This is a genomic window from Chitinophaga chungangae (genome assembly GCF_017742215.1).
Classification (GTDB): domain Bacteria; phylum Bacteroidota; class Bacteroidia; order Chitinophagales; family Chitinophagaceae; genus Chitinophaga; species Chitinophaga chungangae.
Genome location: NZ_JAGHKP010000001.1, coordinates 49,217 through 71,962 on the forward strand (window position 1 = coordinate 49,217; position 22,746 = coordinate 71,962).

Consider the following 22,746-nt stretch of genomic DNA (forward strand, 5'->3'; position numbering starts at 1 on the left):
GACAATATTATCTGATCAGTCCGAGCACTGCCCGGGCGATCGTTATATCAGCATTGGCATTGCCTAACGGGGCAATGTTTTTTTCAAGTTTTTCCATCAGCGCTTTGTTCTGCACGAGGCTGAGCGCTTCATTCGCCAGTTTGCCGAAGGCTTCGTCGTCTTTGATCATCAGCGCGGCCTGTTTGTGCACGAGGGCGAGCGCGTTCTGCGTTTGATGATCTTCGGCGGCAAAAGGATAAGGCACGAAGATGGACGGTTTTTTCACCACGCAAAGCTCGGCGATGGCCAGCGCTCCCGCGCGGGAGATCACGGCATCTGCGGCTTTGTAGGCGAAATCCATCACGTTGATGAAATCGTGCACCTTTACATGCGTCGCGAACGGCGCGGCGGCGGCTTTGGCCTGTTCGTAGAACAATTTGCCGGTTTGCCAGATCAGCTGTACGTCTTTGTTCACAAATTCAGCCAGGTGCGGCAGCAGCGCTTCGTTGATCGATTTGGCGCCCAGGCTTCCGCCTACGGCGAGAACGGTGGGTTTGCCCATCATCAGGCCGAAGTGGCGCATCGCTTCATCTTTCGTTACGGCGCTTTGGGTGATCGATCCGCGTACGGGGTTGCCGGTGTAGAGGAGTTTTTCCGCGGGGAAAAACTTCTCCATGCCTTCATACCCTGTACATATCTTTTCGGCTTTACGGCCTAATATCTTGTTGCTTTTGCCGGCCCAGGAATTTTGTTCCTGGATCAGTGTGGGAATTCCCCTGCGTTGCGCCTGGCGCAGAATGGGAAAACTGGCGTACCCGCCCACGCCCACGGCCACGTCCGGTTGAAAGCGGTTGAGCACGTTTTTGGCCTGGCTGAGGCTTTTGAGCAGTTTAAACGGCAGCAGCAGGTTTTTGAGCATGTTGCTGCGGTTGAACCCTGCAATTTCGAGCCCTTCGATAGGGTAACCCGCCTGCGGCACTTTCTCCATTTCCATTTTGCCTTTCGCGCCCACGAACAGGATATCGATATCCGGCTCCAGTTTGCGGAGGGCATTGGCAATGGCGATTGCGGGGAAGATGTGACCTCCTGTACCGCCGCCTGCTATGATTACTTTATGTGCCAAGTTCAAAAATATTATTCCTTTATGCGGCAACCGCAGGATTGGTAACCTCCTGTTTGATGCCTATTTCTTCAACATTTCTCGATACGCTCAAAATGATGCCGATGGCGAGACTGGTGAATATCACCGAAGAGCCGCCCATGCTCACCAGCGGAAGGGTTAACCCCGTAACCGGCAGCAGGTGAACGTTCACCGCCATGTGCATCAATGCCTGTATCACCAGCGTAACGCTCAGGCCCAGGGCCAGGAATGCGCCGAATGCATACGGACAGTTCTTAAAGATTCTTATACTTCGCAAGAGCAGGATCAGGTACGCCGCCAACACTAAAAAGGCGCCAAAGATACCATACTCTTCAAGAATAATCGCATAAATAAAATCCGAATAAGGGTGCGGCAGAAAATTTCTTGCCGTACTGTTACCCGGGCCTTTGCCCATTGCGCCTCCCGTTGCAATGGCGATGTTCGCTTGCTGCACCTGGTAAGGCACGTCGCTTTCTTCGCTGCTGAAAAAACTTTCGATACGTTTTTCCCAGGTAGCGGTACGCCCTTTGTAAGGCGTAATCTTCGCGATCAGGAACATCAATATCACCAGCCCGATCGCGCAGCCCACCATTCCCAGCAAAAACTTCAGCGGCACGCGGCCGATAAAACAGAGCAGCATGCAACTGGAACCCAGCAGCAGCGCGGTACTCATGTTCGCCGGCATGATCAGCGCGCAGATGATGCCCACGGGCACGATGATCGGGAGGAATCCTTTTTTGAAATCCGTGATCACCGCCTGTTTGCGGCTCAGCTGCCGCGATACGTACATGAACAGCGCCAGCTTCGCAATGTCTGACGTTTGAAACGTCAGGTTGATCACCGGCAGCCTGATCCAGCGGCTGGCTTCGTTCAGGTTCGAGCCGAACAGCAAAGTGTACAGCAGCAGGGGGATCGAGACCAGGAAACCGATCTGCGCCACGCGGGAATAAATGGTGTAATTCACCCGGTGCGCGAAATAGATGATCAGGATGCCCAGTACGAGCACGCTCAGTTGCTTGAACAGGTAATATTCCGTATGCCCGCTGTATACGCGGTATGCCAAAGAGCCGGTTGAACTGTATACTGCCAACAAGCTTACCGCAGACAGGAAGAACACGATCGTCCAGATCACCTTGTCGCCTTTCGTCCTTTGAAGTAAGTTGTTCACGTTGTTCGTTTAAAAAGTTAAAGTTCTCTCACTGCCTCCTTGAACTGGCGGCCTCTCTCTTCATAATTTTTGAAGAGGTCGAAGCTGGCGCAGGCGGGGGAGAGCAATACCACATCGCCTTTGCTGGACAACCGGAAAGCCGCCGCTACGGCATCTTTCATGTTGTCGGTGTTTATCATCACTTCCATGTCTTTAGACAGGGCTTCGTGAATGGGGCGGTTATCGACGCCCAGGCAAACGATCGCTTTCACCTTTTCCCTTACCAGGTCGCGGATGGCGCTGTAATCATTCCCTTTGTCCACGCCGCCCATGATCAGGATCACCGGGCGTTCCATGCTTTCCAGGGCAAACCATACGGAGTTCACGTTGGTAGCTTTGCTGTCGTTGATAAAATCCACGCCGCGCACGGTCGCTACGTATTCCATCCGGTGTTCCAGGCTCGAAAAAGTGCTGAGGCTTTCGCGGATCTTTTCTTTCCGTATATCCATCGTGCGGCCTGCTATGCCTGCTGCCATTGAATTATATAAGTTATGCTTACCTTTTAAAGCCAGGTCGTACATAGACATAATTACCGGTTCATCCTTCACCTGAATGTTCACCTGATCGTTTGCTATAAATCCTCCTTCGTTCAATGGTTCCATAATGCTAAAAGGTATTGGTTCTGAAAAAATGGGTTTCGTCGCTAAATACTTCCTGATCTCAGGATCGTCTTTACAATAAATAAAATAATCTTCCTTCGTTTGATTCATGGCTATGCGGAATTTCGACGCCACATAGTTCTCCATTTTATAATCATAGCGGTCCAGGTGATCGGGCGTGATGTTCAGCAGAATGGCCACGTTCGGCTTGAACTCCACGATGTCGTCCAGCTGGAAGCTGCTGACTTCGATGATATAATAATCGGCCGGCTCCAATGCCACCTGCCGCGCGTAGCTGATCCCGATATTACCCACCAGCGCGGCGTTGAGGCCTGCGGTGCGGAAAATGTGATGGGTGAGCGCCGTGGTGGTGCTTTTCCCGTTGCTTCCCGTAATGGCAATGATCTTTTTGTCTTTGCTGAAACGCCAGGCCAGTTCTATTTCCGATATCACCTTCACACCGCGTTCCCGCACTTTTTTCATCAGCTCGCTTTTCTCCGGTATGCCCGGGCTCTTCACGATTTCATCCGCTCCGAGTATAATGTCCCAGGAATGATGGCCTTCCTCGAAAGGAATATGATTTACCGCCAGTTCCTGTTTATAAATGTCTTTGATCTGCCCGCCGTCGGAAACGAACACGTCGAATCCTTGTTTTTTCCCCAGCAGGGCCGCTCCAATTCCGCTTTCTCCGGCTCCGAGTATTACCAGTCGCATTATCTCATTTTTAAGGTGGCGATGGCAAATACGACGCACATAACGGTCACGATCCAGAAGCGCACTGCGATCTTGCTTTCGTGGTAGCCGAGTTTCTGGTAGTGATGGTGCAGCGGGCTCATGAGGAACACGCGGCGGCCTTCACCGTATTTTTTCTTCGTGTACTTGAAATAAGATACCTGTATCACCACGCTGAGGTTTTCCACGAAAAACACGCCGCAGATGATGGGAAGCAGCAGTTCTTTCCGTACGATGATCGCCAGGGAAGCAATGATGCCGCCCAATGCAAGGCTACCGGTATCGCCCATGAACACCTGCGCGGGATAAGCGTTGTACCATAAAAAGCCCACGCATGCGCCTACGAATGCGGCGATGAAAATGGACAGCTCGCCCAGGTTCGGAATGTACATGATGTTCAGGTATTCCGCGAACTGGATGTTGCCGCTCACATAAGCGAATATGCCCAGCCCGATGCCGATCACCGCCGAAACGCCCGTCGCCAGGCCGTCCAGCCCGTCCGTCAGGTTGGCGCCGTTGGATACGGCCACGATGATCACGATCACGATGAGGATGTACAGCGCCCAGGTGAACCTTTCCGCACCGGGTATCCAGGAGATCAGCTTGGCGTAGTTGAACTCATGGTTTTTTACGAATGGAATGGTGGTGATGGGTGTTTTTACGTCCACGAACTTGCTGCCGTCTTCGGTAATACGTTCGGTGCTGCTGATCACTCTTTCGTAAGGCGCCGGTTTTTTGTCGGTCATCACCTCGCGGGACATCACCACGTTGTCGTTGAAATACAACGTAGCGCCGATGATCACGCCCAGGCCCACCTGGCCGAGGATCTTGAACCGGCCGGCCAAACCTTCCTTATTTTTCCTGAATACCTTGATATAGTCGTCGATAAACCCGATCAGGCCGAGCCAGATGGTAGACAGCAGGATCAGGAGGATGTATACGTTCATCACCCTGGCAAACAGCAGGGTGGGGATCACCATGGCGGAAAGGATAATGAGGCCGCCCATGGTAGGAGTGCCTTTTTTGGTCTGTTCGCCGGCCAGGCCCAGGTCGCGGATCACTTCGCCGATCTGCTTGCGCTGCAGGTACCGCACGATGCGTTTGCCCAGCAGTAACGAGATCACGAGGGAAAGCAGCAGCGCCATGGTCACGCGGAACGTGATGTATTGCCACAGCCCGGTGCCGGTGTAGTCAAATTCAGTTTTGAGATAATTAAATAGATAGTATAACATATTGACTGATCGTGATCTGTTTATTTTTCTAAAAGTTCCAGTACCTCGCTTAACACCTGTTTATCGTCGAAGGGGTGTTTCACGCCCTTGATCTCCTGGTATTTCTCATGGCCTTTTCCGGCGATGAGAATGATGTCTTCCTGCTGCGCAAAGCCCACGGCCGTTTTGATCGCTTCTTTGCGGTCGGCGATAGACAGCGTTTTTTTCCGCTGGTGCACGGCCACGCCTTCTTCCATTTCGCGGATAATTTCCTGCGGGTCTTCCGAACGGGGATTATCTGACGTGAAAATCACCCGGTCGCTGTGCTCCGTCGCCACCTGGCCCATCACGGGGCGTTTGGCCTTGTCCCTGTCTCCGCCGCAGCCTACCACGGTAATGATCTGCTCGTGGCCTTCGCGGAGGTTCTTGATGGTGGCCAGCACGTTCAGCAAAGCGTCCGGCGTATGGGCATAGTCCACGATGCCGATCACGCGGAGCTTTTTTGAAACGATGTAGTCGAAACGGCCTTCGGCGCCCTGGATGTTGCTGAGGGCGGCGAGGATATCGTCTTTTTCTTTTCCCAGCAGCACGGCCGCGCCGTAAACCGCCATGAGATTATATGCATTGAACTCGCCGATGAGGCGGAAATGCACTTCTTTTTCGCCCACCTGCATAATGAGGCCGGTGAGGTTGTTTTCGAGGATCTTGCCTTTGAAGTCGGCCATCGTGCGCAGGCTATACGTAGCTTTGCGCGCTTTGGTGTTCTGCAGCATCACGTTCCCGCGTTTGTCGTCGAGATTGGTGAGCGCGAAGGCGCCGGCAGGCAGCCCGTCGAAAAATGCTTTTTTCACCCGGATGTATTCGTCGAACGTTTTATGGTAGTCGAGGTGATCGTGGGTGATGTTGGAAAAAATGCCGCCCGCGAATTTCAGTCCCGCGATCCTTTGCTGGTGCACGGCGTGGGAGCTTACTTCCATGAAGGCGTAATCGCAGCCCTGGGCCACCATATCCGCCAGCAACGCGTTCAGGTTGATAGGGTCGGGCGTGGTGTGCGTGGCGGGCACGATGTTTTCGCCGATCTGGTTCTGCACGGTGCTCAGCAGGCCGCAGGTATGCCCCAGGCGGGTGAATAATCTGAAAAGCAGCGTGGCGATAGTGGTTTTGCCGTTGGTGCCGGTAACGCCTACAAGCTGCAGTTTGTGCGAAGGATTGTCGTAGAAGTTGCCCGCCATTACGCCGGCCGCCTGGTGACTGTTAGGCACCTGCACGTAACACACGTCGGGAGAAGTGGTGTCGGGAATGGTTTCGCAAACGACGGCGCCCGCTCCCTGGCTGATGGCTTTGGAAATGAAATCGTGGCCGTCTGCCGCGAGGCCGCGGATGGCAATGAAAACATCGCCCGCGCCTACGCGGCGGGAATCGATATGCAGGGCGTGAACGGCAATATCGTTATTGCCGAGCACCTGCCCGATGTTTACATTGTATAATATTTCCCGCAGCGTTTTCATCAGTTCTTATTCGTCTTTTTTATTTGTCTGATGGGGTCTTGCGACCTCATCAGTTCTTATTCGTCTTTTTTATTTGTCTGATGGGGTCTTGCGACCTCATCAGTTCTTATTCGTCTTTTTTATTTGTCTGATGGGGTCTTGCGACCTCATTACTCCTTATTCGTCTTTATTCGTATCAGCTCAATTCAATAATGATCGTTTGTTCCCTTCCGATGGCGGTTCCCCCGGGCACGGACTGACTGATCACTTTCCCGGCTCCTTTGATCACCACGCGGAGGCCTGCATTTTCGAGCAGGTAAAGCGCGTCTTTCAGGCCCATGCCTTTTACGTCGGGCACCGTGCCGCCGCTGTTTTTGATCGGCTCGAAGCTCAGCTTGCTGCCTTCCACCGACGCGCTCACCCAGTTGGAACCGGTGAGGCTTCCCTGCCAGGGCAGGTTAAGGGCAGCCGCTACGCTACGCCATTCGCTGCCTTTGCCGTTTTTGAATGCCATCAGCGTGTCCAGCCCGCCGGCCTGCTGCACAGGCTGCGGTTTCTGAACGGCCAGCGCGTATAATTTATCCGACACCTCCCTGAAAACGGGGCCGGCAACGCTGCCGCCGTAAAATTTGGCGGCGTGCGGTTTGTTTTTGATCACCACTACGCAGGTGTATTGCGGATCGTCTGCCGGGAAATACCCTGCGAACGACGACTGGTAGATCTTGTCCACATACCCCCGGTTGCCGTTGGCTACCAGCGCGGTGCCCGTTTTGCCGGCGATGCGGTAATACGGCGTCTGCAGCTTGGAGGCTGTTCCGTTCAGCACCACGCCTTCCAGCATGTCCTGCAGCTGGCGGAGGGTGCGGGAAGTGCAGATGCTGTCCATCATCACCACCGGTTCGAATTTTTTCACCGGTTCGCCATATTCCATGATGCTGTTCACGAGGTACGGTTTCATCATTTTGCCGTTGTTCGCCACGGCGTTGTAAAGCATGGCGGTTTGCAGCGGGCTTTGCAGCACTTCGTACCCGAAGGCCATCCAGGGCAGGGTAACGGCGCTCCAGCTTTTGTTTTCCGTGGTTTTGATCCGCGGTTTGCCTTCGCCTACGAGATCGATGCCGGTAGGTTGGTCCAGGTGCAGCTTTTTAAGATGCGCGGAAAACTCGTTCGGCTTTTTATAATAGAACTGATAGGCCAGTTTTGCCATGCCTACGTTAGAGCTGCGCTCGAACGCTTTTTTAACCGTTACGGTGGTGAGGTGATGCGGCTCGGAATCGTACACCACACGGCGGTTGATGGGCCAGCGGCCGTAATTGAGGTCTACCATCGAATTGGCGGTCACATATCCGTCTTCCAGCAGCGCGATCATAGTGGCCAGCTTGAAGGTGGAGCCCGGCTCGCCGACGTGCAGGGCGTAATTCTGGTCTTCCCAGTAACTGCCGTCTTTCTGCCGGCCGAGATTGGCGATGGCTTTTATTTTGCCGGTCTTCACTTCCATGAGAATGCAGGTGCCGTGCTCGGCTTCGTTGGACACCATCATTTTCATGAGGGCGTTCTCCGCGATGTCCTGCATGTTAACATCCAGGGTGGTGATGATGTCTTTCCCGTTTTCCGGTTCGATATCGTACCCTTCCACGGGCATATAGGTGCCACCTGCGATGCGGCGCATGAGGCGTTTGCCGGTAACGCCGCTGAGCTGGTCGTCGTACGTTCTTTCAAGGCCTACGTTCTGCGCGTTTTCGCGGGCGAGGCCGATGGTGCGGTTGGCGAGGAGCTTGAAGGGGTTGATGCGTTTATTTTTGGTTTCCACGATCATGCCGCCTTTGTTACGCCCGAGGCGGAACATGGGGAAGTTGCGGAGCTGCTGGTATTCGTCGAAGCGTACGTTGCGTTTTAATAAAAAGTAACGGTCCTTGTCGTTGAACCCGTCTTTCAGCATTTGTTTGTAGCTGGCTGCGGAACGGTCCATAAAAAGTTCCGCCAGGCGGATGGAGAGAGAATCGAGGTTATCCTTGAAAACGGTGCTTTTCGGATCGCTGATGCCGTCGGCCCTGAAGTCGATGCGGATATCGAAATAGGGGATGGAAGTGGAGAGCATGCGGCCTTCTTCGGAGTAGATGGTGCCGCGGTCCGCATCCAGGTCCATGAAGGCGGTGTGCAGGCTGTCTGACATGCTGCGCCAGTAATCGCCCTGGATGTGCTGGATAAAGAATACCCTGCCAAGGATAGCCACAGCAAAAATGCCCATGCCGATGAGGCAAAGATATGCTCGCCATAGTATGTCCTTTTTAATCTCCATGCCGGGTCAGTATCAGTATCTTTAGTTTGTTATTGCTCGTTTTCTTCTTTTGTTTTCACTTCTATGCGTTGCGGCGGGGTGCTTAGTTCTTTCAGGCCCAGCGGTTCCACGGCTTTGCTCACTTCACTCAGTTTGCTGCGGAACATCAGTTCGCTTCTTACGCTCAGGTATTCCCATTTCAGTTCCTTGATCTCCCGGCTCAGCTTGTTGATGCGGCGTACTTTTTTTTCCGCGAGGTGACTGTTGGAAATGTAGACCAGGGCGATCACGGCGAGAAAGAGCAGGAACGGCAGATTCCTGGTGATCAGCTGGTAGTTGATCCGCAGGCGCCATTCCCTCCTGGGCTCCCGTAGAATGTCTTCGGGGAGTGTTTCTTCCGTTTCCGGTATGTGCTTTTCTTCTTCCTGCAACGCTTACAAGGTTTAACGACAGTGTATACGCAATCTTTTTTTTCGGTAACAAGGGGATAGGATGGCAGTAACGGTAACGGCTATATCTTTTCGGCGACCCTTAATTTGGCGCTCCTGCTGCGCGGGTTGGCCCGCAATTCTGTTTCACCGGCCGTTACGGGCTTTTTAGTGATCAGTTTGAATGGTTTGGGCGGCGTTTCGAAGCTGTACGGGTTTTCGTCCGCCGCCTCGAAGGCGCCTGCCTTCATATAGTTCTTCACCAGCCGGTCTTCCAGCGAATGGAAGGTGATGATGGAAAGCCTGCCTCCCGGTTTCAATACCTGCGGCGATTGGGTGAGCAGGTCCTTCAGGGCGCCAAGCTCGTCGTTTACCGCGATCCGCAGGGCCTGGAAGACCTGTGCGAGGTATTTTGCGGGGTTGCCTTTCACGACCGGCTGTATGAGCGATTTGAATTCAGCGATGGTGCGCAGGGAGTGCGCTTTACGCAACTGTACGATCAGCCTGGCCAGGGTGCGGGAGTTGGTCACTTCGCCATAATCCTGGAAAAGCTGGTGCAGGTGCTGTTCGGAATAGGTCTGGAGGATGTCCGCCGCGGTCAGGTTGCCGCGTGTGTCCATCCGCATGTCCAGATTCCCGTCGAACCGGGTGGAAAACCCCCTGGCGCCGGTGTCGAACTGGTGGGACGATACCCCCAGGTCGGCCAGCAGTCCGTCCGCATCCAGCGCTTTGTGCAGCCTGAGAAAACGGTGCAGGTGGCGGAAATTCTCCCGTACGAACGTCACCCTGTCGTCTGCAATGCGGTTGCGGTAAGCGTCCTCATCCTGGTCGAACACGATCAGCCGCCCCTGGGGCCCCAGCTGTTCGAGGATCGCCCGGGAATGACCGCCGCCGCCGAAAGTAGCGTCGATGTACGTGCCGTCCGGCCGTATAGCCATGTTTGCCACCACTTCGTGAAGGAGAACGGGCAGGTGATACTGTGAAGCTTCCATATGCGCCGTTTTACAATCCCAAGTTTGGCCCTTCGCCTCCGCCGGCCATCACCTGCTGGGCGAGGCTGCTGAAGGCGTCCGGTGAAAAATTATCAAAGAACTCCTGGTATTTCTGTTTGTCCCAGATCTCAATTTTATTGTTGGCGGCCGTCAGCACAATGTCTTTATCCAATCCCGCATGCGCCATCAGGTTCTTCGGGATGTTCAGCCTTCCCGCGCTGTCCAGCTCCAGGATGGTGGCCCCGTTCAGGAAATAGCGGCGGAATTCCCTAACTTTCGGGTCAAAATCGTTCAGTTTGCCGATCTTCTCCTGGATAGGTTGCCACTCGTTCATCGGGTACAACGTCAGACATTTCTCAAACCCGCGGTTCAGCACGAACTGGTTGCCCGCACTTTCTGCTATCTGCCGTTTAAAACCGGCAGGGAGCAGGAAGCGCCCTTTCGCGTCCAGCGTTGCTTCATATTCGCCTAAAAATCCCGTCATGTTGCGTTTTAGTACCTGATTTCCATTTTCTAACACAAAATAACACTTTTTCCCACTTTTAACCGAAAAAATGTATTATATATTTTTTCCACAGGAGCATAATGCCTGCGATACCGACTTTGAACCCGATTGTTTTGCATGGGATGTGGATAGCTGCGAGTTGTGTGTGGATAAAATGTTAACAATGTGAGTAAATATGTGCGTAACCACAAAGCCCTTTGTTTTCAGCACTTTTACAAAATTTTAACTCCCCCTTTCTTCATTACTACCATTATTTGCTTTTAATTCGTACCTTCGCGATTCTTTTTTATGAGGAAAATTCTCTTATACACCGGCCTGATGGCCGCCGTTATTACTTCCGCCTCCTGTAACAGGGAGCTCCGGAGGATCGAAAAAAGCAACGACCTGGAGAAAAAACTGGCGTACGCCGATAAGATGTACGAAAAGAAAAAATACCAGCTCGCGCAGACCTTGTATGAGGAAATGATCCCCGTTTTCAAAGGCACCGACAAGTTCGAGCCCCTGTATTACAAGTATGCCTATTGCTCTTTTTATCTGAAAGACTACCAACAGGCCGGTTTCCACTTCAAAAACTACCTCGAGGCGCTGCCCAGCAGCCCCCGCGCACAGGAAATCGACTACCAGGCCGCATATTGTTATTACAAACTCTCCCCCAAGGTTGCCCTCGACCAAACCAACACCATGAAGGCCATCGCCTCCATGCAAACCTTCATCAACACCTATCCCAACTCCGAAAAATCCGCGGAAGCCAGTGTGGTGATAGACCTGCTGAGAAGGAAACTGGAACAGAAAGAATATAACGCAGCCGAACTGTATTACAACCTCGGCCATTATAAAGCCGCCGGCGTCAGCTTCAAAAGCCTCATGAGGGCGTACCCGGATTCCGAAAAAAGCGACAGCTACAAGTACATGGCCATCAAATCCTACTACCTGTATGCCAAAAACAGCGTGTATTACCGCCAGAAAGAACGCTACGAAACCGTGCTGACCGAATATATGGAGTTCTCAGACCGCTACCCGACCAGCAAACTGAAGACGGATGCGGAAAAATATTATAACTTAGCAAAAACAAACATTAAATCCCTGGAAAATGAGCAAAATAAAGAGAAGTCTAACCAGTAGCATCAATCCCTGGGTAGAGACCAGGAACACCACCGATATCAAAAACAGGACCGGTAACCTGTACGAATCGATTGCCATTATTGCCAAAAGGGCAAACCAGATCAACATTACCGTAAAGGAAGAACTCCATTCCAAACTGGAAGAGTTCGCCAGCCATACGGACAACCTGGAGGAAGTGCATGAGAACAAAGAACAGATCGAGATCTCCCGTTTTTACGAAAGACTGGCCAATTCCGCCATCCAGGCTACCAACGAGTTCCTGGACAACAAAATTTATTTCCGTAAGAACGACGACGATCTGTACAGCTGATCTCCATCGGTTATCGAAAAAATACTAACTTCATAGCGGCAGAATGTATCGTTCTGCCGCTTTTGTTTTGTCAACATGTTACAAGGGAAAAAAATTCTATTGGGCGTTTCAGGCAGCATCGCAGCTTATAAAGCCGCCCTGCTCGTGCGCCTGCTCGTTAAAGAAGGCGCCCAGGTAAAAGTGATCATGACGCCCGCCGCCTGCGATTTCATCACGCCGCTCACCCTTTCCACCCTTTCGAAAAATGAAGTGGGACTGCACGTTGCCGAAAACGGCAGCTGGAGCAACCACGTGATGCTCGGCCGCTGGGCAGACGTGATGCTCGTGGCCCCGGCATCCGCCAATACCATCGCAAAAATGGCCAATGGCATCTGCGACAACCTGCTGCTGGCCGTGTATCTCTCCGCTACCTGCCCGGTGCTGTTCGCCCCGGCCATGGATGAGGACATGTGGCTGCACCCTTCCACCAAATCCAACGTGGCCAAACTGCTCAGCTATGGCAACCGCCAGCTGCCCGTGCACCGCGGCGAACTGGCCAGCGGACTGTTCGGCGAAGGCCGCATGGCCGAGCCGGAAGCTATCGTTTCTTTCCTGTACTCCTTTTTCCGGGAGCCGGTGACGGATCAGCCGCTCAAAGGCAAAACCGCGCTGGTGTCCGCCGGTCCTACCCAGGAACCGATCGACCCCGTGCGTTTCATCAGCAATCATTCCAGCGGCAAAATGGGTATTGCGCTCGCCGAAGCCCTTGCGGACGCAGGCGCTTCCGTGCAGCTGGTGCTCGGCCCCACGCCGCTTTCCACTTTGCATAAGGGCGTTACCGTGTCGCGCGTGGTAACCGCCGCCGAGATGTTCGATCAATGCACGGCCTTCGCGCCGCAGTCGGACATTGTAGTGATGGCCGCTGCCGTGGCGGATTACAGGCCGCGCAACGTAGCGGACAAAAAGATCAAGAAAAAAGAGGAGGACATGAACCTGGAGCTGGAAAAAACGGCGGACATCGCGAAGGCGATCGGCGCCGCCAAAAAGAACGGCCAGCTGCTGGTGGGTTTTTCGCTGGAAACCAACAACGAAAAAGAATACGCGCTCAAAAAACTCCACGATAAGAACATGGACATGGTGGTGCTCAACTCCCTCAACGATCCCGGGGCGGGCTTCAACCACGATACCAATAAAGTGACGCTGCTCGCCCGCGACGGCAAGGAGCAGGCGCTGCCCCTGCAATCCAAGCAGGACGTGGCGCGTAATATCGTAAAGGTTATAATCGAATTGCAACATGTTTAGAAAAACCGTGCTTTGCTGCCTGTACCTGCTGGCTTGCTGCTTCAACGCCGGAGCGCAGGAGCTTCGCGCCAACGTTACCGTTCAGGCCAGCCCGCAATTGGGCAACAGTACAGACAGGCGGGTGTTCAACACCCTGCAGACGGCCATGGCGGAGTTTATCAACAACCGCCGCTGGTCAGACGACGCCTACGCGCCCGGCGAGCGCATCGAATGCAATTACATGCTCACCATTTCCGAAGCCCTCGGCAACAATACGTTCAGGGGCTCGCTCACCGTGCAGGCTGCGCGGCCGGTGTACAATTCCTCCTACAATTCCAGCATCCTCAACATACAGGACGCCAACGTCGTGTTCCAGTACGTGGAATTCCAGCCGCTGGAGTTCAACGAACAGCGCATCGTGGGCAACAACCCGCTGCAATCCAATCTCACCGCCATTCTCGCGTTCTACAATTACATTGTGATCGGTCTCGACGCCGATTCTTTCGCACCGCGCGGCGGCGACGTTTTTTTTAAAAAAGCGCTTAATATTGTGAACAATGCGCCCGACGGGAAAGACATTTCCGGGTGGAAGGCGTTTGAAGGCAACAGGAACCGTTACTGGATACAGGACAACCTGCTCAACACCAAGTTCAGCGCCTTTCACGACGTGATGTACCAGTATCACCGCCTCGGGCTGGACATGATGTATGAAGACGTGAACAAAGGCCGCGCCGCGATCATGAACTGTCTGAACATGCTTACGGGCATCAATGCAGACCAGCCTAACTCCATGATCGTGCAGCAGTTTTTCCTCGCCAAAAGCGACGAGCTGCTGAAAGTGTTTTCCAAAGCGCCGCCGCAGGAAAAAGTGCGCGCCGGGCAGTTGCTCGCTTCGCTGGACGTGCCCAATGCCAATAAATATCAGCAATTAAGATAAATGAAGAACATGCGAAAAACGGCCGGGATATTTCTGTTCAGTTTGATGCTGGCCTGCGGAAATGCGGACCGTACGCCTCCTGACGTGCTGCCGAAAGCCAAGATGCGGGATATTTTGCTCGATATGAATTACGCCGATGTGGCCGGCCGCGACCAGATCGTGGATACCGCCAAAGTAAGCGACACCGTGCGGGAAGAAAGAGTGAAGGCCTATTACGTTCAGATCCTCCAGCTGCATGGCGTTACCCGTGAAGAGTTCATACGCAGCTATAAATTTTACGAAGCCCATCCCGACCGCTTCGAGGCCATTTACAAAGAAATGGGCGAGATCGTGCGGCGCAGGCGGGAAGTGATGGATTCTACCGATAATGCGCGGCGCGACCGCGAGGCGAGGGAAGCAGGCGTGAAAACCCGCCGTGATTCCCTGTTCTGGCCGAGCTCAGACAGCCTGAAACTGATTTTACCCTGATTCCACAGATAACAGCTATAACACCAAAACATGAAGAAATTAGTTGCTAACGCCGATGAAGCCGTCGCCGGGATAACCGACGGCGCAACCCTGATGCTGGGGGGCTTTGGTCTTTGCGGCATTCCCGAAAACTGCATCTCCGCGCTCGTGCGCAGCGGCGCGAAAGATCTTACCTGCATTTCCAACAACGCCGGGGTAGATGATTTCGGCCTGGGCCTTTTGCTCAAAACCCGGCAGATCAAAAAGATGATGGCTTCCTACGTTGGCGAAAACGCCGAGTTCGAAAGGCAATTGTTGTCCGGCGAATTGGAAGTGGACCTCATTCCGCAAGGCACGCTGGCTACGCGCATCGCCATGGCGGGCATGGGCATTCCCGCATTTTTCACGCCCGCCGGCTTCGGCACCGAGATCGCCGAAGGCAAGGAAACGCGGCGTTTCAACGGGAAGGACTACCTGATGGAAATGGCGCTTCACGCCGATTTTTCCATTTTAAAAGCATGGAAAGGCGATACGATGGGCAACCTCGTGTTCCGCAAAACCACCCGCAATTTCAGCACATCCATGGCGAAAGCCGGCAACATCACCATCGTGGAAGTAGAGCACCTGGTGCAGCCCGGCGAGTTGGACCCTGATGCGGTCCATGTGCCGGGCATTTACGTGCACCGCATTTTCCAGGGAGATAAGTATGAAAAACGTATTGAAAGAAAAACCGTAAAAATCTAGACACCATGGCGCTCGATAAATATGGCATTGCGAAACGTATCGCGCAGGAATTGCGCGACGGGATGTATGTAAACCTCGGCATCGGGATACCCACCCTGGTGTCTAACTTCGTGCCCGCGGGCATTTCCATTATGCTGCAAAGCGAAAACGGCATGCTGGGCATGGGGCCTTACCCCACCGAAGCAGAAATGGACGCCGACCTCATCAACGCCGGCAAGGAAACAGTAACCGTTCTTCCGGGCGGCGCATTTTTCGATTCGGCGGAAAGTTTTGGCATGATACGCGCCGGCAAGGTAGACCTCACCGTGCTCGGCGCCATGGAAGTGGCAGACAACGGCGACATCGCCAACTGGAAAATTCCCGGTAAAATGGTAAAAGGCATGGGCGGTGCAATGGACCTGGTGGCTTCCGCCAAAAACATCATCGTGGCCATGATGCACACCAATCCCAAAGGAGAAAGCAAACTGCTGCCGCAATGCACGCTGCCGCTTACCGGCGTGCGCTGCGTGAAAAAAATAGTGACCGAACTGGCCGTGCTGGATGTAACGGACAATGGCTTCAGGCTCCTGGAACGCGCGCCGGGCGTGAGCGTGGAAGAGATCAAAGCTAAAACCGCCGGCCGGCTGATAGTTGAGGGAGATGTTCCCGAAATGGTTTTATAATCGTAACTTTCAGTATGCAATTGTGTTATAACGGAAAATTCATGGCGGGAGACAAGCCCTTGCTGACCGTAGATAACCGCAGTTTCAGGTATGGCGACGGATGTTTTGAAACCATGAAAGTGTACCAGGGGCAACTGTTGTTGGCAGATCTTCATTTCGAAAGGCTGATCGCCAGTTTGCATCTCCTGCATTTTCACATACCCGCACACTTTACGAAAGATTATTTCACGGGCCTCATCAGGGAACTTTGCCGCCTCAACAGCGTCAGCGAGCTCGCGCGGGTGCGCCTTACCGTATGGAGGGCCGGCACCGGCCTCTACGATCCCGTAGACCATACGCCGCACTTCATTATCCAGTGCTGGGAACTGCCGGAGCACATTTTTGAGCTGAACTCCGCCGGCCTGCTGCTGGACGTTTTCCCCGACGTGGTGAAAAGCTGCGACAAGATCTCCAGCGTCAAATCCAACAACTGTCTGCCTTACGTACTGGCCGCCCTGTACGCCAAACAGCACCAGGTAAACGAAACCGTGCTGCTCAACCAGCACGGCCGCGTGGCAGACACGACCATTGCAAATATTTTTATCGTCAGGAACAGCCACGTATACACGCCGCCCCTAACCGAAGGCGGTGTGTGCGGCGTGATGCGGAAGTACCTGCTGCAAAAGGAATTTCCGTTCAGGATCAGCGAACAGCCGCTTTCCGTAAAAGACCTGCAGACCGCAGACGAGATCTTCCTGACCAACGCCATCTTCGGCATCCGCTGGGTAGGCCGTTTCCGGAACAGCAGTTATGGCAACGCCACCGCCGCCATCCTGCACGAAATGCTGTTCGAATCCATGCTTTAACGTATGCCCATGAAGGTAGTGGCTGTTAGCCCTGTTTCGCCGCCATTTCCTTCAGCTTCTCCACCGCTTCTTTTCCTTTTTCACCTAGATCGAGGCTGAACTCGTTCACATACAGGTCGATATGCTTGCGCATCACGTTTTCGTCCATTTCCTGCGCGTGTGATTTTACGTAAGGGGAGAGGGTAGGATACTGCGTGTAGGCGTGCTGAAGGCTTTCGTGGATCAGCCGGTCTACTTTCGCGCGGATGTCTGCCGCAATGTCTTTTTTTATAAAAATGCCGCCCAGCGGGATCGGCTGGCCGGTATGCATTTCCCAGAACTCGCCGAGGTCTGTCAGTTTTACGAGGCCTTTTTGCTGGTAAGTAAACCGGTTTTCGTGGATGATCACGCCGGCATCGGCTTCGCCGCTTAACACTGCCTGTTCGATGTCGGAAAATAACATCACCTGTTTGTTATGCGCCTCCGGGAAGGCGATGGAAAACAGCAGGTTGGCGGTCGTAAAAGCACCCGGGATAGCGATCTTCAGGTCTTTTACCTTTTCGAGCGGTACGGCTTCCCGCGCGATCAGCAACGGGCCGCAACCACGGCCGAGCGCGCTGCCGCTGTTAAGCAGTTCGTATTTATCGGATACTTTGAGGCCGGCGGCAAAACTGAGCTTCGTGATGTCCAGCTTGCCCTGAACGGCCCACTGGTTGAGGGTTTCAACATCTTCCAGCCGGGTGTCGAACCGAAGGCCGGCGGTGTCGATGGCGCCGTTTACCAGGGCGTCGAAAATAAAGGTGTCGTTCGGGCAGGGAGAAAATCCAAGGCTCAGGTTCATCTGTCGTATTTTTTGCCGTACAAATGTAAGAAAAGGAGGCCATAGCCTTTGGCGGCGCTTACTTCGAGGTAAGCCCGGCGATCGTTTCCTTCAGCGTATCGTTCAGCATTTTCACCGCCAGCGGGATGTTCCATTTGCTTTTATCCCTGATTTCCACATAGTTAGAAACGGAGCGCAGCTGCAGGAAAGGAACGCCTTCCACCAGGCAGGCGTAGTGGAAAGCGGCGCCTTCCATACTCTCTATATCCGGCTGGTATAGCTGTTCGAGCCGGGCGATAGTGGCCGTTTCCCCGCTCACGGTATTGACGGTCACCCCGGTAACCTGCGGCAACGGTTGCAGGTTTTCAGGGAAAAGGGTCAACGGATTTATTAAATAGTGATGTGTAAAGGGATGCATGTCATGCTGCCAGAGACCGATTGTAAACAAGTCAGTGAACTGCCCGCGGTCTTCCGCGCCAAGGTCCCCGAAGATCTCGCGGGTAACCAGCAGCACCTCGCCGAGCGGCCTTTCGTGCCTGAAACTGCCCGCAATGCCCGCCTGTATGGCAATCCCGGGGCGGTTCTTCGCAAAATACTTCCCCAGCGAATACGCCGTGGCGGCCATGCCGATGCCCGTAACGAGCACTTCCACCTCCCGCGTTTTTGTTTCTTCCAGCCAGTCCAGCAGCGGTTTTACCTCCGCCTGCGTAGCTGCGGCAACAAGTACTTTCATGCGTCAAAAATACGGTTCTCATTGAATTGCTTTAAATTTGCAGAAATTTATATCAGACAAGCATGATCTATCTGACGCGCGTGGAGCATTTTAATGCGGCACACAAATTATTCAACCCGCAGTGGAGCAAGGAGCAAAACCTCGAAGTGTTCGGGAAATGCGCCAATGATAACTGGCATGGCCATAATTATGAGCTGCACGTAACCATTAAAGGCGTGCCCGATCCTGAAACCGGGTTCGTATTCAATGCCAAAACCCTCGGCGTGCTGATCAAGGACGTAGTGGTGGAGAAGCTCGACCATAAAAACCTCAATCTCGACGTGGATTTTATGAAAGACAAATTCACTTCCGCCGAAAATGTCGCGATCGCCATCTGGGAACAACTCGAAAAACACTTGCCGGGTACCGTTCAGCTGCATTGCATCAAACTGCACGAAACACCCAAGATCTACGTGGAGTACTACGGCGGCAAATAACCGAATTAAAGCAAATTCATGGCTTACAACAAGGAAGAATCGTACGACGAACAGGTAACCTCCGGCCTTATCAGGAATTATAAAGATGCGATCGCGCTGCTGGGTGAAGACCCTGAGCGGGAAGGGCTGCTCAAAACGCCCGAAAGGGTTGCGAAAGCCATGCAGTTCCTCACCCAAGGCTACCAGCAGGACGCAAGGGAAGTGCTCAACAGCGCCAAGTTCACCGAAGCATACAGCGAAATGGTGATCGTGAAAGATATCGAACTGTATTCCATGTGTGAGCATCATATGCTGCCGTTCTTCGGCAAGGCGCATGTGGCGTATATCCCTAACGGTTATATCACCGGCCTCAGCAAGATCGCGCGCGTGGTAGACATTTACTCCCGCCGCATGCAGGTGCAGGAGCGCCTCACCCACCAGATCCTGGACGCCATCCAGGAAACGCTGGAACCGCAGGGCGTGGCCGTGGTGATCGAAGCGCAGCACCTTTGTATGATGATGCGCGGCGTACAAAAACAAAACTCCGTGACCACCACCTCCGCTTTCAGCGGGCAGTTCGAGCACGGCGCCACCCGCGCGGAATTTATGAAGCTGATCAGTTCAGACCTCATGTACCGCCGTTAATGCACTGAATAACCAAAGATTTTAATGGTTTAATCCGGCTGAAACACCGATGCCGGGTTAAACCATAATTTTTTATATATATTTGCCACCTGATAATTAATCATATCAATGAAGCACGCATTCGTTTTTCCCGGTCAGGGAGCACAGTTTACCGGGATGGGTAAAAGTTTTTACGATAACCATCCCCGCGCCAAAGCGCTTTTCGAAAAAGCCAACGACATCCTGGGGTTCCGCATTTCAGACGTAATGTTTACCGGGTCTGACGAAGACCTGAAACAGACCAAAGTTACGCAGCCCGCTGTGTTCCTGCATTCCGTGATCGGCTTCCTGTGCCTGAACAATCCGAAGCCCGATATGACGGCCGGCCATTCGCTCGGCGAGTTCTCCGCCCTCGTGGCAAACGGCGCTATGGCGTTTGAAGACGCGCTGCGCCTCGTAAGCATCCGCGCCAACGCCATGCAGAAGGCCTGCGAACTGGTGCCCTCCACCATGGCCGTAGTGCTCGGGCTCGACGATGCGAAGGTGGAAGAAGCCTGCGCCAGCATTACCGACGATGTGGTGGTGCCCGCGAATTACAACTGTCCCGGCCAGCTGGTGATCTCCGGTACCAAAACCGGTATTGCCCGCGCCATGGAAATACTGAAGGCCGCCGGTGCGAAAAGAGTGATGGAACTGGCCGTGGGCGGCGCTTTCCACTCACCGCTGATGGCGCCCGCGCAGGAAGAGCTGAAGGCCGCTATCGAAGCGACCGCTTTCAATACGCCAAACTGCCCCGTTTACCAGAACGTGGTGGCCAAAGCCGTGACCGATCCCGCGGAGATCAAACAGAACCTGATCACGCAGCTCACCGGCGCCGTTCGCTGGACGCAATGCGTACAGGCCATGATCGCCGACGGCGCAACACGTTTCACGGAAGTAGGCCCCGGTAAAGTATTGCAGGGCCTCATCGGCAAGATCGACAAAAATGCGGCGACCGACGGCGTAAGCACCGGTTCTGAAGGAGGCCTGCAATAATCTGTAACTATTCGCAGCGGGCAACCGTTTCACTGTTATAAAAATCCCGATCCCGATGCGTGTTTTATTTTTAGGCCTGGCGGCGGCAGGGCTTTGTGCCTGCAGCAAGTCCGATTCGGCAGGCGAAGAACGATGGCTGGAAACTTCACAGCGGCAGGAAGTAATCGTGTTCAAAGACGGTTTGCCGGACAAAGACCTGCCGGAAGAAAAAAGTTTTTATTTTCAATCGCGCAAGCTCAGCCCTACTTCCGGACAGGTGAACGAATCGGGGATCTATTTTTACAAGCTGGAAGGAGACAGCATTTCGCTGCGCTCCCGCGATGAAAGATATTATTTCAAAATGGGCAACGACAGCAAGTCGTTCATCATCGGCAGGTTCTTCCATGATGTAGGCGGGTTGCCGGAGAAACTGGAATTTGAAAGACAATAAACGCCCGGAAAAATAAAATATAGCGGGACTGGCCGGCATGGTCGGTCCCGCTTTTGTTTTCAACAAAAAAGCCGCTCTCTCAGGCGGCTTTTTTTTTATAAGTCGATGCTGGCGTTCCACCATTCGGGGTCGAACTTTGCGTTGTATTTTTTGTAGAAATTGATCGCCGGTTCGTTCCATTCCAGTACCTGCCACACCATGCCGGAGAATTTTTTTTCTTTCGCTTCCACGATCAGCCGGTCGAACAACAATTTGCCGATCCCTTTCCCGCGGAAACTTTCCGTAACCACAATGTCTTCCAGGAACATCCTGCTGCCTTTCCAGGTGGAATAACGGATGTAATACAGTGCAATGCCCGTGACCACTCCATCTGATTCTGCTACAAACGCCCACCACACGGGGTTTGGGCCGAAGCCGCTTTCCTCGAAATGTTCCAGCGTAACGGTTACCTGTTCCGGCGCTTTTTCGTACAATGCCAGTTCCCGCACCAGTTCCATCATGCGCGGGCAATCCTTTTTTTCTGCTCTCCTGATCGTGATCATATCGTTTGTTCGTGTGTTTTATTGTAAAGCCTGGTCGAGGTCGTTGAGAATGTCTGTCACCGATTCGATGCCCACGCTTACGCGGATGAGGCCGTCGGTGATGTCGTATTTTTCGCGCAGTTCTTTCGGTACGCTGTAATGCGTCATGGATGCGGGGTGACAGATCAGCGTATCGCAGGTGCCGAGTGAAACGGCGCGCAGGCACATCTTCAGCCGGTCGATGAAACGTTTGCCCGCTTCCAGCCCGTCTTTCAGTTCAAAACTCATCATTGCGCCGGCATGTTTCATCTGCCTGCTGGCAATCGCGAAATCAGGGTGCTCCGTAAGGCCGAGGTAATTCACTTTCGACACGGCCGGGTGCCCGTCCAGGAAACCGGCGACTTCCATCGCGTTGTGGCAATGGCGTTCCATGCGTACTTCCAGCGTTTTGATGCCTTGTGTGAGCAGGAAAGCATCGAAGGGATTGCTGTTGGCGCCGAGCAGGCGGTGTACTTTTTCCACCGGGCCTTTCATCAGCTCAATATCGCGCCCGATCAGCACGCCGCCGATAGCGGTGCCATGGCCGTTGAGGAATTTGGTGGTGCTGTGAAACACATAATCCGCCCCGTAAGCAAAAGGTTGCTGCAGGTAAGGCGTGGCAAAAGTGTTGTCTACGGCGGAAACAAGCTCGTGCTCCCGCGCGATGCCAATGAGCGCCTCCAGGTCTACACAGCGAAGCGTAGGATTGGCGGGCGTTTCGAGGTACATCATTTTGATGGACGGATCGGCCTTGATGGCGGCGGCGGTTTTATCGGGGTCGCGCATGTCTATGATCACGGCTTCGATGCCGAGCGGGGGCAATATTTTGCGGAAAAGCTCTTCCGTGCCGCCGTACAACGAATAATGCGAGATCACCTTGTCGCCCGACTTGAGATGGGAGAGGAACAGCGTGGAAAGCGCGCCCATGCCGGAGGAATGAAGCTTGGCCTTGGCCTGTAGCGGTGCGCCGTCCGGCCCGGTTAGACCGAAGGTTTCCAGCGCGGCGATCTTTTCTTCCGCTTCGCGGAAATTGGGACTGTCCCAGCGGGTGTAAATATAACCGTCTTCTTCCCCGGAAAAGCGGCGCATGCCCTGCTCGGCGGAATCGTACACGTAGGTGGAAGAAGCGTAAATGGGTGTGAGATGGGAGTATCTCGGGTCCTGCTCGTGACCGGCGTGCACGCATACGGAACTGAACCCTGAGAGCGGTGATTGTTTCATGAA

25 protein-coding genes are annotated in these 22,746 nt (G+C 53.7%); 12 read left to right on the forward strand and 13 right to left on the reverse strand.

Features of this window, described 5'->3' with window-relative positions; translation table 11 throughout:
* Positions 1–7: 7 nt before the first annotated feature.
* From murG to mraZ, 9 genes are all read right to left on the reverse strand, one after another.
* The gene (gene murG / locus J7I43_RS00225) at positions 8–1,102 is read right to left on the reverse strand and encodes an undecaprenyldiphospho-muramoylpentapeptide beta-N-acetylglucosaminyltransferase (RefSeq protein ID WP_236023269.1); all 1,095 of its coding nucleotides are present in this window, start codon (positions 1,100–1,102) and stop codon (positions 8–10) included.
* A 19-nt stretch (positions 1,103–1,121) separates the two neighbouring features.
* The gene (locus J7I43_RS00230; protein WP_209142040.1) at positions 1,122–2,288 is read right to left on the reverse strand and encodes an FtsW/RodA/SpoVE family cell cycle protein; all 1,167 of its coding nucleotides are present in this window, start codon (positions 2,286–2,288) and stop codon (positions 1,122–1,124) included.
* Positions 2,289–2,305: 17 nt separating this feature from the next.
* Positions 2,306–3,640 carry a UDP-N-acetylmuramoyl-L-alanine--D-glutamate ligase gene (gene murD, locus J7I43_RS00235; RefSeq protein ID WP_209142042.1) on the reverse strand — a complete coding sequence of 445 codons (1,335 nt, stop codon included), beginning with the start codon at positions 3,638–3,640 and terminating at the stop codon, positions 2,306–2,308.
* On the reverse strand, positions 3,640–4,890 hold the full coding sequence (gene mraY, locus J7I43_RS00240; RefSeq protein ID WP_209142044.1) for a phospho-N-acetylmuramoyl-pentapeptide-transferase: 1,251 nt from the start codon (positions 4,888–4,890) through the stop codon (positions 3,640–3,642). The genes murD and mraY overlap by 1 nt, the downstream gene beginning before the upstream one ends.
* 20 nt (positions 4,891–4,910) lie before the next feature.
* Positions 4,911–6,377: a UDP-N-acetylmuramoyl-L-alanyl-D-glutamate--2,6-diaminopimelate ligase gene (locus J7I43_RS00245; protein WP_209142046.1), complete on the reverse strand. Its 1,467-nt coding sequence runs from the start codon at positions 6,375–6,377 to the stop codon at positions 4,911–4,913.
* 175 nt (positions 6,378–6,552) lie between these two features.
* Positions 6,553–8,655 carry a penicillin-binding protein gene (locus J7I43_RS00250; protein WP_209142048.1) on the reverse strand — a complete coding sequence of 701 codons (2,103 nt, stop codon included), beginning with the start codon at positions 8,653–8,655 and terminating at the stop codon, positions 6,553–6,555.
* A 29-nt stretch (positions 8,656–8,684) separates the two neighbouring features.
* Positions 8,685–9,065 (reverse strand): FtsL-like putative cell division protein, encoded by a 381-nt coding sequence (locus tag J7I43_RS00255; protein ID WP_209142050.1) that lies wholly within the window; start codon positions 9,063–9,065, stop codon positions 8,685–8,687.
* Positions 9,066–9,145: 80 nt separating this feature from the next.
* Positions 9,146–10,054: a 16S rRNA (cytosine(1402)-N(4))-methyltransferase RsmH gene (rsmH, locus tag J7I43_RS00260; protein WP_209142052.1), complete on the reverse strand. Its 909-nt coding sequence runs from the start codon at positions 10,052–10,054 to the stop codon at positions 9,146–9,148.
* Between the two features lie 10 nt (positions 10,055–10,064).
* The gene (gene mraZ, locus J7I43_RS00265) at positions 10,065–10,538 is read right to left on the reverse strand and encodes a division/cell wall cluster transcriptional repressor MraZ (RefSeq protein ID WP_209142054.1); all 474 of its coding nucleotides are present in this window, start codon (positions 10,536–10,538) and stop codon (positions 10,065–10,067) included.
* A gap of 309 nt (positions 10,539–10,847) precedes the next feature.
* On the opposite strand from mraZ, the gene J7I43_RS00270 reads away from it, so the two are divergent.
* The 8 genes from J7I43_RS00270 to J7I43_RS00305 all read left to right on the forward strand — a co-directional run bounded on the left by J7I43_RS00270 (position 10,848) and on the right by J7I43_RS00305 (position 16,886).
* Positions 10,848–11,681: an outer membrane protein assembly factor BamD gene (locus tag J7I43_RS00270; protein ID WP_209142056.1), complete on the forward strand. Its 834-nt coding sequence runs from the start codon at positions 10,848–10,850 to the stop codon at positions 11,679–11,681.
* Complete coding sequence (locus J7I43_RS00275) at positions 11,650–11,991, forward strand: DNA-directed RNA polymerase subunit omega (protein WP_120518593.1); 342 nt, start codon at positions 11,650–11,652, stop codon at positions 11,989–11,991. Before J7I43_RS00270 ends, J7I43_RS00275 begins: the two co-directional genes overlap by 32 nt.
* Before the next feature lie 75 nt (positions 11,992–12,066).
* Positions 12,067–13,272, forward strand: coding sequence for a bifunctional phosphopantothenoylcysteine decarboxylase/phosphopantothenate--cysteine ligase CoaBC (gene coaBC / locus J7I43_RS00280; protein ID WP_209142058.1), 1,206 nt, complete (start codon positions 12,067–12,069; stop codon positions 13,270–13,272).
* Positions 13,265–14,188 (forward strand): type IX secretion system protein PorD, encoded by a 924-nt coding sequence (gene porD / locus J7I43_RS00285; protein WP_209142060.1) that lies wholly within the window; start codon positions 13,265–13,267, stop codon positions 14,186–14,188. The genes coaBC and porD overlap by 8 nt, the downstream gene beginning before the upstream one ends.
* A 9-nt stretch (positions 14,189–14,197) precedes the next feature.
* Positions 14,198–14,656, forward strand: coding sequence for a DUF4296 domain-containing protein (locus J7I43_RS00290; protein ID WP_209142062.1), 459 nt, complete (start codon positions 14,198–14,200; stop codon positions 14,654–14,656).
* A 30-nt stretch (positions 14,657–14,686) separates the two neighbouring features.
* The gene (locus J7I43_RS00295) at positions 14,687–15,379 is read left to right on the forward strand and encodes a CoA transferase subunit A (protein WP_209142064.1); all 693 of its coding nucleotides are present in this window, start codon (positions 14,687–14,689) and stop codon (positions 15,377–15,379) included.
* Positions 15,380–15,384: 5 nt separating this feature from the next.
* Entirely contained in the window at positions 15,385–16,041 is a 657-nt protein-coding gene (locus J7I43_RS00300; protein WP_209142066.1) for a 3-oxoacid CoA-transferase subunit B, read from the forward strand.
* Between the two features lie 14 nt (positions 16,042–16,055).
* Positions 16,056–16,886 (forward strand): aminotransferase class IV, encoded by an 831-nt coding sequence (locus J7I43_RS00305; RefSeq protein WP_209142068.1) that lies wholly within the window; start codon positions 16,056–16,058, stop codon positions 16,884–16,886.
* 25 nt (positions 16,887–16,911) lie between these two features.
* Here J7I43_RS00305 and J7I43_RS00310 read toward each other — a convergent pair whose 3' ends face one another.
* Complete coding sequence (locus tag J7I43_RS00310; protein WP_209142069.1) at positions 16,912–17,706, reverse strand: 1,4-dihydroxy-6-naphthoate synthase; 795 nt, start codon at positions 17,704–17,706, stop codon at positions 16,912–16,914.
* A gap of 58 nt (positions 17,707–17,764) precedes the next feature.
* Entirely contained in the window at positions 17,765–18,418 is a 654-nt protein-coding gene (gene mqnB / locus J7I43_RS00315) for a futalosine hydrolase (protein WP_209142071.1), read from the reverse strand.
* Positions 18,419–18,480: 62 nt separating this feature from the next.
* On the opposite strand from mqnB, the gene J7I43_RS00320 reads away from it, so the two are divergent.
* The 4 genes from J7I43_RS00320 to J7I43_RS00335 all read left to right on the forward strand — a co-directional run bounded on the left by J7I43_RS00320 (position 18,481) and on the right by J7I43_RS00335 (position 20,962).
* Positions 18,481–18,894, forward strand: coding sequence for a 6-pyruvoyl trahydropterin synthase family protein (locus J7I43_RS00320; RefSeq protein ID WP_209142073.1), 414 nt, complete (start codon positions 18,481–18,483; stop codon positions 18,892–18,894).
* Positions 18,895–18,912: 18 nt separating this feature from the next.
* Entirely contained in the window at positions 18,913–19,518 is a 606-nt protein-coding gene (gene folE, locus J7I43_RS00325) for a GTP cyclohydrolase I FolE (protein ID WP_209142075.1), read from the forward strand.
* Between the two features lie 108 nt (positions 19,519–19,626).
* Complete coding sequence (gene fabD, locus J7I43_RS00330) at positions 19,627–20,532, forward strand: ACP S-malonyltransferase (RefSeq protein ID WP_209142077.1); 906 nt, start codon at positions 19,627–19,629, stop codon at positions 20,530–20,532.
* Positions 20,533–20,587: 55 nt separating this feature from the next.
* Positions 20,588–20,962, forward strand: coding sequence for a hypothetical protein (locus J7I43_RS00335; protein WP_209142079.1), 375 nt, complete (start codon positions 20,588–20,590; stop codon positions 20,960–20,962).
* A 95-nt stretch (positions 20,963–21,057) separates the two neighbouring features.
* Here J7I43_RS00335 and J7I43_RS00340 read toward each other — a convergent pair whose 3' ends face one another.
* Both J7I43_RS00340 and J7I43_RS00345 read right to left on the reverse strand, forming a co-directional pair.
* Positions 21,058–21,504, reverse strand: a complete 447-nt coding sequence (locus J7I43_RS00340; protein ID WP_209142081.1) for a GNAT family N-acetyltransferase — start codon at positions 21,502–21,504, stop codon at positions 21,058–21,060.
* A gap of 18 nt (positions 21,505–21,522) precedes the next feature.
* Complete coding sequence (locus tag J7I43_RS00345; protein ID WP_209142083.1) at positions 21,523–22,743, reverse strand: trans-sulfuration enzyme family protein; 1,221 nt, start codon at positions 22,741–22,743, stop codon at positions 21,523–21,525.
* Between the last annotated feature and the right edge of the window lie 3 nt (positions 22,744–22,746).

What these genes read in the sequence shown, in the direction of transcription:
- mraY (WP_209142044.1), bottom strand. Translation starts at nt 4,890, where the DNA reads ATGTTATACTATCTATTTAATTATCTCAAAACTGAATTTGACTACACC.
- porD (WP_209142060.1), top strand. Translation starts at nt 13,265, where the DNA reads ATGTTTAGAAAAACCGTGCTTTGCTGCCTGTACCTGCTGGCTTGCTGC.
- J7I43_RS00250 (WP_209142048.1), bottom strand. Translation starts at nt 8,655, where the DNA reads ATGGAGATTAAAAAGGACATACTATGGCGAGCATATCTTTGCCTCATC.
- rsmH (WP_209142052.1), bottom strand. Translation starts at nt 10,054, where the DNA reads ATGGAAGCTTCACAGTATCACCTGCCCGTTCTCCTTCACGAAGTGGTG.
- J7I43_RS00245 (WP_209142046.1), bottom strand. Translation starts at nt 6,377, where the DNA reads ATGAAAACGCTGCGGGAAATATTATACAATGTAAACATCGGGCAGGTG.
- folE (WP_209142075.1), top strand. Translation starts at nt 18,913, where the DNA reads ATGGCTTACAACAAGGAAGAATCGTACGACGAACAGGTAACCTCCGGC.
- mqnB (WP_209142071.1), bottom strand. Translation starts at nt 18,418, where the DNA reads ATGAAAGTACTTGTTGCCGCAGCTACGCAGGCGGAGGTAAAACCGCTG.
- J7I43_RS00300 (WP_209142066.1), top strand. Translation starts at nt 15,385, where the DNA reads ATGGCGCTCGATAAATATGGCATTGCGAAACGTATCGCGCAGGAATTG.
- J7I43_RS00295 (WP_209142064.1), top strand. Translation starts at nt 14,687, where the DNA reads ATGAAGAAATTAGTTGCTAACGCCGATGAAGCCGTCGCCGGGATAACC.
- J7I43_RS00345 (WP_209142083.1), bottom strand. Translation starts at nt 22,743, where the DNA reads ATGAAACAATCACCGCTCTCAGGGTTCAGTTCCGTATGCGTGCACGCC.
- fabD (WP_209142077.1), top strand. Translation starts at nt 19,627, where the DNA reads ATGAAGCACGCATTCGTTTTTCCCGGTCAGGGAGCACAGTTTACCGGG.
- J7I43_RS00270 (WP_209142056.1), top strand. Translation starts at nt 10,848, where the DNA reads ATGAGGAAAATTCTCTTATACACCGGCCTGATGGCCGCCGTTATTACT.
- murD (WP_209142042.1), bottom strand. Translation starts at nt 3,640, where the DNA reads ATGCGACTGGTAATACTCGGAGCCGGAGAAAGCGGAATTGGAGCGGCC.
- J7I43_RS00335 (WP_209142079.1), top strand. Translation starts at nt 20,588, where the DNA reads ATGCGTGTTTTATTTTTAGGCCTGGCGGCGGCAGGGCTTTGTGCCTGC.
- J7I43_RS00310 (WP_209142069.1), bottom strand. Translation starts at nt 17,706, where the DNA reads ATGAACCTGAGCCTTGGATTTTCTCCCTGCCCGAACGACACCTTTATT.
- J7I43_RS00320 (WP_209142073.1), top strand. Translation starts at nt 18,481, where the DNA reads ATGATCTATCTGACGCGCGTGGAGCATTTTAATGCGGCACACAAATTA.
- J7I43_RS00290 (WP_209142062.1), top strand. Translation starts at nt 14,198, where the DNA reads ATGCGAAAAACGGCCGGGATATTTCTGTTCAGTTTGATGCTGGCCTGC.
- coaBC (WP_209142058.1), top strand. Translation starts at nt 12,067, where the DNA reads ATGTTACAAGGGAAAAAAATTCTATTGGGCGTTTCAGGCAGCATCGCA.
- J7I43_RS00275 (WP_120518593.1), top strand. Translation starts at nt 11,650, where the DNA reads ATGAGCAAAATAAAGAGAAGTCTAACCAGTAGCATCAATCCCTGGGTA.
- J7I43_RS00340 (WP_209142081.1), bottom strand. Translation starts at nt 21,504, where the DNA reads ATGATCACGATCAGGAGAGCAGAAAAAAAGGATTGCCCGCGCATGATG.
- mraZ (WP_209142054.1), bottom strand. Translation starts at nt 10,538, where the DNA reads ATGACGGGATTTTTAGGCGAATATGAAGCAACGCTGGACGCGAAAGGG.
- J7I43_RS00305 (WP_209142068.1), top strand. Translation starts at nt 16,056, where the DNA reads ATGCAATTGTGTTATAACGGAAAATTCATGGCGGGAGACAAGCCCTTG.